The organism is Terriglobales bacterium (assembly GCA_035624455.1).
Classification (GTDB): Bacteria; Acidobacteriota; Terriglobia; order Terriglobales; family Acidobacteriaceae; genus DASPRM01.
This window is the reverse complement of sequence record DASPRM010000049.1, coordinates 1-8,729: the sequence shown is the minus strand read 5'-3', so window position 1 is coordinate 8,729 and position 8,729 is coordinate 1. Positions and strand designations below refer to the sequence as shown.

Sequence of the window (8,729 nt, the reverse complement as noted above, 5' to 3'; positions counted from 1 at the left end):
AGGCGCACGAGATCGCGATGGAGAAGCAGAATCGTATCGTGCTGGCGGCCAAGCGGGTGGTCAGCGAGTTGAGCATACCGGGGCTTAAATATGCGATGGATCTCAACGGCTACTACGGCGGGCCCTCGCGGCTGCCACTGCTGCCGCTCAATGGGGAGCAGAAGGCCGAAGTCGAGCGGCTGATGGCGGGCATCAGGAACTGAGGGGTCCTAAGGCGATTCGGGCTGATTTGCACGGCCGCTGGATTCGTTCTAAAATTCTAACGAACGTTCGATTTAGGATCGAGTATGGCCGGTCCCACTCTTTCACCCCCAATACCGCGGCGGCGCAGCGGGGATTCGCAGCCAGCCGAGAGCGAGCGCTACGAACGCCGCCTGGGCGAAATCCTGGAGCACGCCACCAACATATTTCACGAGAAAGGCTACGAAGGCGCTTCCATGCGGGACCTCTCGCGCGCCAGCGGCATGTCGTTGGCGGGGCTGTACTATTACTTCGAATCCAAGGAGCGGCTGCTTTACCTGATCCAGAAACACACGTTTGAAACCGTTCTCCAGCAGATACGCACCCGACTGCGTTCGGTCGAGGATCCGCAGGAGCGGGTTCGGGCATTTGTGGAAAATCATCTCGAGTATTTTCTGAAGAATGAAAAGGCGATGAAGGTTCTCTCCCACGAAGACGAAGCATTAAAGGGAGAACTGGGCGCGCAGGTTCGTCACCTCAAGCGCGAATACTACCGGCTGTGCCTGCAACTGGTGGACGATCTACGAGAACGCTGGCCAGAGAGCATTGCACCCGGGATTACCAGCCGCATCGCGGTCCTCAGTCTTTTCGGCATGGTCAACTGGATTTACACCTGGTACAACCCGCGCACCGACGGTGATTCGCAGGCGCTGGCGCGGCAGATGAGCGACATCTTCCTAAGGGGAGTACTGCGAGAGCCCCTTTCCAGCAACGCCCATGAAGCCGGGCGCAGCGGCAAGCTCGGGCGAAGCAAAATTTCCTGAACGCAGACGACACAGAAGGAGTGATTCGATGGCCACCACGACTCAAACTGTTGAGACCACGAAGCCGCTGATCCAGTACCGGACGGATGCGGGAGTTGCGGTAATCACCATGGACGATCCGCCCGCCAATACTTACACCTACGAGATGAATCGTCAGCTCGACGATGCCATTCTGCGGGCGCGCATGGACAACAGCGTGTATGTAATCGTGCTCACGGGATCGGGAGAGAAGTTTTTCTCGGCTGGGGCCAACATTCGCATGCTTTCCAGCGTGGACCCTACCTTCAAGTACTACTTCTGCCTGCATGCCAACGAGACCTTGCTGCGGCTGGAGCACACGCCCAAGCTGGTGATCGCGGCGATCAACGGGCATTGCGTCGGCGGCGGATTGGAAATCGCCATGGCTGCCGACATCCGCATCGCGCGGCAGGACGCGGGCAAGATCGGCTTGCCGGAAGTCAACCTGGGAGTTCTTCCCGGCACCGGCGGCACGCAGCGGTTATCGCGCCTGGTAGGGAAGTCGAAGGCGATCGAGTTGATGGTGACGGGCAACACCTTTTCCTTCGAAGAGGCGAAGGAGATGGGAATCGTTAACGACATTTTCGACCGCGAGAATTTTATGGAAAACATCATGGAATATGCGCGCCAGTTCTGCCCGCCCAACAAGGCGGCAAAGGCCGTGGGCCGGATCAAGCGTGCGGTGCAGACGGGCTGGGAAATTCCGCTGGAGTCGGCGCTGGCCGTGGAGCGGGAGAACCAGCAACTGCTATTCCAGAGCGAGGATGCCAAGGAAGGGCTGGCGGCGTACGTAGAGAAGCGCCCAGCCACCTTCACGGCGAAATAGAAGCACTCACCTGGTCGGGGAAAGCTGAGGCTAATCGCCGATTGCCAAGTGGGAAGTGCCAAAAAATTGTGGAGTTGTTATGCCAGGCAAAGTTCATAAAATCGGATCATTCACTGATTGGGTAGGCCTGTTCGAGGAATGGCGGCAGGAGATCGGCGTCAATCGCGACGAGATTGCGCAGTTCAAGTTTGACACGCTGTTCGGCGCCATCGAAACCGGCGACATACAGTTTGGGCACTGGAAAGGGCGCAAGAAGTGGGAGAATGTGCGCCAGGTTCCTACGCAGCAGATTCGCGACGCTCTGCTCAACCTGATCGTGTATCAGGGTGATACCGAATTTGCCAGCGTCGAGCAGCAACGTCACCTGTTCGAGACAGCTCCTACCGACTGGGATCGCCGCGCACTTAGCCGCGTGATGATTGAAGAAATGCGCCACGGCTGGCAGATGTGCGCGCTGTTGGTGGAGCACTTCGGATATTCCGGCAAGGTCGAGGCACAGAAGATGCTGGAGCGGCGCGCCTTCGAAAACAAGCGCCTGCTGGGCGCTTTCAATGTCGACGTCGATAATTGGCTCGACTTCTTCACCTACACGGACTTTGTCGATCGTGACGGCAAGTTCCAGCTGCAGATGCTCAAGTACTCGGCGTTCGCGCCGCTGGGGCGGTCAATGTCCTACATGCTGCGCGAAGAGTCGTTCCATATGGGCGCGGGCAATGATGGGCTGCGGCGGGTCGTCGAGGCAGGGAAGATCCCGGGCTGGCTGATCCAGAAATATCTGAACAAGTGGATCTCGACCTCTCACGACCTGTTCGGCACCGATCATTCTTCGTCCGCGCACTGGGCCTATGTGTGGGGAGTGAAGGGACGCTACGACGAGCCGCAGAACCAGAGCGAGCCCGATCTCGACGATCTTAACGATTACAACCGCAACCTATACCACCAGGAGGTTGCGGGCCTGATCGAGCGGTTCAATAGCGTGCTGAAGGCGGGGCAGGAGCCTTTGTACGCTCCGCACATTAAATTCAACCGCGCTATTGGGCGATGGGCGGGCCAGAAATTCCACTGCAAGACCGGCGAGCCGCTCAGCGACCGAGAATACGAACAGCACTTCCAGGAAGCGATGCCTTCGGCGGAAGACAAGAAGCTGCTGCTGCAGATCATCGCCAACGAGAAAAACTGGATTGTGCCTAAGATGGGAGCCAAGGATCCGCTGGAGACCATCGGCGAGCCACGTAAGTCCGCCATCAATCTCTAGGCGGGATGGTGACCTGGGGATAGAGCTATGGCTGCTAATCCACAACCCGCATATTCGCGCCTCATGGTTTCCATGCAGGCGCCGGTGGCGCGCATCATCCTGGCGAATCCGTCGCTGAACGTAATCGACCTGGCGATGATGGACGAGCTCCAGGCGGTGCTGGAGCAGATTGAACAGCGGAAGGAAATAGCGGCCACTGTCTTTGCCGGCAGCGATCGCGCGTTTTCCGCCGGCGTGGACGTCGGAGCTCATACTGCCGAAAACGTGCGCAACATGCTGGTGAAGTTTCACTCCGTGATTCGAGCGGTTATTGCATCCAAGAAGGTGACCATTGCCGCGGTTCGCGGAAACTGCCTGGGTGGAGGCGCTGAGCTGGCCGCGGTCTGCGACCTGGTTTTCACCACGGACAACGCTACCTGGGGTTTTCCTGAGATTTCGCTCGGCTGCTTTCCGCCGGTTGCCGCGGCGATGCTTGCGGCTGTGGTGGGGCAGAAGCATGCCGCCGAACTGGTTCTTACCGGCCGCCAGATTACGGGCGAGGACGCGATGCGAATCGGTTTGGCCAATGAATCGCTGCCCGAAGACGAGCTCGCTGAGATCGTGGACGATACCGCCGAGCGCGTCAGCCAGCTCAGCCCAGCGGCGCTGGCGCTGACCAAGAAAGCTCTCTATGCGTGGGATTCGGCTCATTTCGATAAGGGGCTCGCGCGCGCTGAACAGATCTATCTGGAGGAATTGATGAAGCTTGACGATGCGCAGGAAGGCATCGCCGCGTTTCTGGAAAAACGTCCGCCGAGGTGGACGGGCAAGTGAGGCGAAGTAAGAATTCAGACCGGGTGACCGGGTGAAGTGGCGCTATGGATTTCGAAATCACACCTGAAGAACTGAAAGGCAAGCTTGACGCCGGCGATCGGCCAGTCCTGCTCGACATTCGCGACCAGTGGGAGTACGAAGCTGCCCGCATCAGCGGAAGCAAGCATATCCCGATGGACCAGATACCCGGGCGGGTACACCAGGAGCTCGATCCCGAGGAGCACATCGTAGTGATTTGCCATCATGGCATCCGCTCCGCCAACGTTACCAACTGGATGCGCCTGCAAGGGTTCGAAAATGTGCAGTCGCTGCGGGGAGGATTGGATCAGTGGTCGCGCCAGATCGACCCCAAGGTGCCGGTGTACTAGCTAGCGGCATCGCTGCTTGGAATTTTCGCTGGGTGCGGACTGCTGATTGTTGACTGCTCAATGAAAAAAGAACTCGTGGAACTCAAGATCAACGGCCGCACGCACGAGCTCGCTATCGAGCCCAACCGGCTTCTGCTGGAAGTGCTGCGCCAGGAAATGCAGCTGACCGGCAGCAAACGTGGTTGCGACGATTCTTCGTGCGGCGCCTGCACAGTGATGATCGACGGCATCCCCATGCTCTCTTGCACGCTGCTGGCTGCCAGTTGTCAGGGGCAGGAGATTACGACGGTTGAAGGTGTAGCCGATCATGGTGGACTGACAGCAATCCAACAGGCTTATGGCCGTTGGGGTGGCGCACAGTGCGGATATTGCACGCCGGGTTTCATCATGACCGTTAAGCACCTGCTGGCCAACAATCCTGACCCTACCGAAGACGAAATCCGCAGCGCGCTCAGCGGTAATCTCTGCCGTTGTACCGGGTACACGCAAATGTACCAGGCGATTCGCGATGCTATCCAAGCCGAAAAGAGGGGCCGATCAGCCCCAGCCGAGCTTGGGGAGATCCGATGACCTACCTGGTGGTGACGATCAAGGAAATTAGGGATACCGAGGCTTTCCAGCAATACGCCGAGCGCGTCAAGCCGCTCATTGAGGATCATGGAGGCAGATACATCGTCATTGAAAAATCGCCTGACGTACGTGATGGGCAGTGGAGTTTTGTGCGTACGGTAATGGTGGAATTTCCGTCGGCGGAAGCGGCACGCAGGTGGTATGACTCGGCTGAATATCGCGAGATCATCCCGCTGCGCAAGCGCGCCATTGACGGCAACATCGTGATGGTGCGCGATCTTCGCGAGGCGCCGATTGAGGGCTATCCGATGTCAGCAGCGCCGTCCCAGACCGCCGGATAGGGTGGAGCGAAGGAGTTTTTGGAATTGGAACGGGAGCGGGAATGAATGACCAGTTCAGCATAATCGGCAAGCCTATCGCGATGGTGGACGCCGCCGAAAAGACCACCGGGCACGGTAAGTACACCGACGACCTGAGCCTTCCCGGGATGCTGGTTGGCAAGATTTTGCACTCACCACATCCCCACGCGCGGATCCGGCACATCGACACCACTCGCGCGTTGGCATTGCCCGGCGTGGTAGCTGTGGTTACGGGACACGACGCTCCCACCTCCTACGGCATTCTTCCCATCGGGCATGATGAGCATGCGCTCTGCACCGACAAAGTGCGCTACGTCGGCGATAACGTCGCCTGTGTTGCAGCGGTTGACGAGACCACGGCCGAGAGAGCTCTGGAGTTGATTGAGGTCGATTACGAATTGCTGCCTGCCTATTTCGATCCCGAAGAGTCGATGAAGGCGGAAACCGATCTCATTCATGAGAAGCGGCCTCACAATATCGAAAAGGATTACCACCACGTCTTCGGAGAACCTGAGCGGGGTTTTGCCGAGGCCGAATATGTGGCGGAAGTACGTTACCTGGCGAACGAAGTTACGCACGCCGCCATGGAGCCGCACTCGACGCTGGCGTCATTCGAGCTCGATCCCCACACCGGCAAGTTTGGCCGGCTGACCGTTTGGTCCTCGACGCAGGTTCCTTATTACCTGCAGCACAAGCTCTCACTGGTGCTGGACATGCCGATGTCGCAGATTCGCGTGATCAAACCGCTGGTCGGCGGAGGCTTCGGCGGCAAGAGTGAAGTGATTCCGCTGGAGATCATCGCTGCGGTCGCCGCCCGCGCGGCCAAAGCGCCAGTGAAGATCACCTACACGCGGGAAGAGGTTTTCTGGGCTCATCGTGGACGTCCCCGGACCATCATCGATCTGAAAACCGGGGTCAAGAACGATGGCCGCATCACCGCTGTGGCCGCTCGCGTTGTGCAGGATGGCGGCGGGTACTGCTCTTATGGTCCGGTGACGATTCTCTACTCCGGGGCTTTGCTGGGGGCGCTCTATGACATTCCCAATGTCAAATATGACGGCTACCGCGTGCTTACGAATAAGCCCGCGTGTGGGGCGATGCGCGGGCACGGCACCGTTAATGTGCGGTTCGGGTTCGAATCGCAGCTGGACGAGATCGCTGCCGCGCTCAAGCTGGATCCGGCAGACCTTCGCCGTAGGAATCTGCTGAAGCCGCCCTGCATCACCGTGAACCAGCTTCGGGTCTTGAGTTACGGCCTGCCAGAGTGTATCGAGAAAGTAGTGGATCGCTCACAATGGAGCACGCGCCGGGGCAAGTTAGGGCGCGGCCGCGGTCTAGGCCTGGCATGCAGTCATTACGTGAGCGGCGCCGCCAACTCCATCATCAAGTCCGACATGCCCCACTCCACGGTGAACATCAAAATCGATCGCGACGGTGGTGTGGTCGTCTACACCGGTGCGGCCGAGATTGGTCAGGGATCCGACACCATGACTGCACAGATCGTTGCTGAGGTTCTTGGGTGCACGCTGTCGCGCGTTAAGGTGATTGCGGCTGATACAGATCTTACGCCCATTGATCTCGGTTCGTACTCCAGCCGCGTCACTCTCATGTCCGGCAACGCTGCGCTGAAAGCTGCGCAGGATGTGAAGCACAAGCTCATCGCTGCCGCGGCGAGAAAGCTGGGTTGTCTGGCGGATGATCTGATTTTTCGCTATGACGTAATTTTCCGGCGTGGGTCCGAATCGCGCGTTGCCTCTGAAGTTGCCGCTGAGCATGGTCGTACGGCGCAACTGGTGCACGGGCGGGTGGAGGGCCAGATCCTGCGGGGATCGCTGCAGCAGCAGCGCAAGAAAGATGACCAGGCTTCACGGGATTACATCACCTTCGAGGAAGCGGTGGTTGCGGCCATTGATTTCAGCGGCGCCCTCACCGGCACGGGTTCCTACGCTCCTCCGGTTGATTCGCGCGGTGGAAGTTTCAAGGGCGCAGGAGTGGGGCCGTCTCCTGCCTATTCATATTCTGCGCAGGTAGCGGAAGTCAGTGTGGACGAGGATACGGGCCAGGTCACCGTTCACAAGATATGGGCAGCACACGACTGCGGCCGCGCTCTGAATCCGGTGGCGGTTGAAGGCCAGGTGGTGGGCTCGGTGTGGATGGGCCTGGGCCAGGCGCTGCAGGAGGAGATGATCTGGAAAGATGGCCTGCTGATGAATCCCGGTCTATTGGAATATCGCTCGCCTTCTTCCATCGAGTCGCCTGAAATAGAAACCATCATCGTGGAGAGCATCGATCCTGAAGGTCCCTTTGGCGCCAAGGAGGCTGGTGAAGGATCGCTGGCCGCAACCATTCCCGCAATCTCGAACGCCATCTACGATGCAGTCGGCATCCGCCTGCGTGAGGCGCCTTTCACGCCCGAGCGCGTGCTAGCGGCGCTTCGTACCCAGAAAAACGCGAAGAAGATCAATCTCACGGAGGGCGCCGATCCGACCAAACCGCAGTCGTTCCGCGAACACGGCGGCGCTCTCTGGTTTCAGGGCAAGGGTCCGGTGCGGCATGAGCAGGATCCCGCGCGGTCATCGTATTCGCGCGCGGCCGATTCCGGGGGGCCCGAATGAGCCTTCCAGAATTTCATCTTCTCCGGGCGAAAACTCTGAGTGAGGCACTCGACACGCTCGCTCGGCATGCGGGTGAGATTCAGATTGTCGCCGGGGGTACGGACCTGGTTCCTTCGTTGCAGCAAAAGCTGTTTTCGCCGCGGTTTCTACTCGATATCCGCGGGATCGAGGAATTGAAGCGTATTCGTGTAGTCGCCGGCTCCGGTGTCGAGATCGGCGCATTGGTAACGCTCTCGGCGCTCGAGGACTCGGAATTTGTCCGGCGCAATTACTCGGTTCTCCACCAGGCAGCGCAAACCGTGGCATCTCCCATCCTGCGCAACATGGGGACACTAGGCGGGAACATCTGCCTGGATACGCGCTGTCTCTGGTACAACCAGTCGCTGGCGTGGCGGAAATCGTGCGGCTTCTGCATTAAGAAGGACGGCGACCTCTGCCACGTAGCACCCGGCGGCAAGAAGTGCTGGGCAGTATTTTCCGGCGATACCCCGCCGGCGCTTCTCTGTTTGGAAGCTGAGATCGAGATCGCGAATTCCCGCGGCAGGCGGCGCATTCCGCTCCGTGATTTCTATACCAATATCGGCGACTCGCGATTCCGGCTCGCCAGCGATGAGATCGTGACCCGCGTCTTCCTGCCTGAATCCAGTTCCGGTTATCGCGGCGTGTACCAGAAATTGCGGGTGCGTGGATCGATCGATTACCCGCTCGCCGGTGTAGCTGTGGCTCTAAAGAGCGCAAACGGCAGCGGCCCGATAACGGATGCGCGTGTTGCGATCACGGCGGTAAATCCTGCGCCGATTCTGGTTGCAAGCGCCTCGCATGCCTTGATTGGAAAGAGCGTGGACGAGCACACGGCGGCTATCGTAGGTGAGTTGGCTGCTCGGACAGCAAAGCCCCTAAC

The 8,729-nt window shown here is 59.1% G+C and carries 10 protein-coding genes; all 10 read left to right on the top strand.

What is annotated here, in order from left to right; translation table 11 throughout:
* Positions 1-203: dihydrodipicolinate synthase family protein (locus VEG30_05610; protein ID HXZ79387.1), on the top strand; the 203-nt coding region annotated here is incomplete at its 5' end.
* An 84-nt stretch (positions 204-287) separates the two neighbouring features.
* Positions 288-1,004, top strand: coding sequence for a TetR/AcrR family transcriptional regulator (locus VEG30_05605; protein ID HXZ79386.1), 717 nt, complete (start codon positions 288-290; stop codon positions 1,002-1,004).
* A gap of 28 nt (positions 1,005-1,032) precedes the next feature.
* Entirely contained in the window at positions 1,033-1,848 is an 816-nt protein-coding gene (locus VEG30_05600; GenBank protein ID HXZ79385.1) for an enoyl-CoA hydratase/isomerase family protein, read from the top strand.
* 79 nt (positions 1,849-1,927) lie between these two features.
* Positions 1,928-3,103, top strand: a complete 1,176-nt coding sequence (locus VEG30_05595; GenBank protein HXZ79384.1) for a Phenylacetic acid catabolic protein — start codon at positions 1,928-1,930, stop codon at positions 3,101-3,103.
* 27 nt (positions 3,104-3,130) lie between these two features.
* On the top strand, positions 3,131-3,916 hold the full coding sequence (locus VEG30_05590; protein HXZ79383.1) for an enoyl-CoA hydratase/isomerase family protein: 786 nt from the start codon (positions 3,131-3,133) through the stop codon (positions 3,914-3,916).
* 44 nt (positions 3,917-3,960) lie between these two features.
* A complete protein-coding gene (locus tag VEG30_05585; protein ID HXZ79382.1) occupies positions 3,961-4,284 on the top strand; it encodes a rhodanese-like domain-containing protein in 324 nt (107 codons plus the stop codon).
* A gap of 60 nt (positions 4,285-4,344) precedes the next feature.
* Complete coding sequence (locus VEG30_05580; protein HXZ79381.1) at positions 4,345-4,854, top strand: (2Fe-2S)-binding protein; 510 nt, start codon at positions 4,345-4,347, stop codon at positions 4,852-4,854.
* Positions 4,851-5,195, top strand: a complete 345-nt coding sequence (locus VEG30_05575; protein ID HXZ79380.1) for a DUF1330 domain-containing protein — start codon at positions 4,851-4,853, stop codon at positions 5,193-5,195. Before VEG30_05580 ends, VEG30_05575 begins: the two co-directional genes overlap by 4 nt.
* Before the next feature lie 41 nt (positions 5,196-5,236).
* A complete protein-coding gene (locus tag VEG30_05570; protein ID HXZ79379.1) occupies positions 5,237-7,828 on the top strand; it encodes a molybdopterin cofactor-binding domain-containing protein in 2,592 nt (863 codons plus the stop codon).
* Positions 7,825-8,729 (top strand): FAD binding domain-containing protein (locus VEG30_05565; GenBank protein ID HXZ79378.1); only part of this gene is annotated, 905 nt, incomplete at its 3' end. The genes VEG30_05570 and VEG30_05565, both read left to right, overlap by 4 nt.

Bases quoted from the DNA above. Each gene is read 5' to 3' on its own strand.
- VEG30_05605 (HXZ79386.1), top strand. From the start codon at position 288: ATGGCCGGTCCCACTCTTTCACCCCCAATACCGCGGCGGCGCAGCGGG.
- VEG30_05600 (HXZ79385.1), top strand. From the start codon at position 1,033: ATGGCCACCACGACTCAAACTGTTGAGACCACGAAGCCGCTGATCCAG.
- VEG30_05595 (HXZ79384.1), top strand. From the start codon at position 1,928: ATGCCAGGCAAAGTTCATAAAATCGGATCATTCACTGATTGGGTAGGC.
- VEG30_05590 (HXZ79383.1), top strand. From the start codon at position 3,131: ATGGCTGCTAATCCACAACCCGCATATTCGCGCCTCATGGTTTCCATG.
- VEG30_05585 (HXZ79382.1), top strand. From the start codon at position 3,961: ATGGATTTCGAAATCACACCTGAAGAACTGAAAGGCAAGCTTGACGCC.
- VEG30_05580 (HXZ79381.1), top strand. From the start codon at position 4,345: ATGAAAAAAGAACTCGTGGAACTCAAGATCAACGGCCGCACGCACGAG.
- VEG30_05575 (HXZ79380.1), top strand. From the start codon at position 4,851: ATGACCTACCTGGTGGTGACGATCAAGGAAATTAGGGATACCGAGGCT.
- VEG30_05570 (HXZ79379.1), top strand. From the start codon at position 5,237: ATGAATGACCAGTTCAGCATAATCGGCAAGCCTATCGCGATGGTGGAC.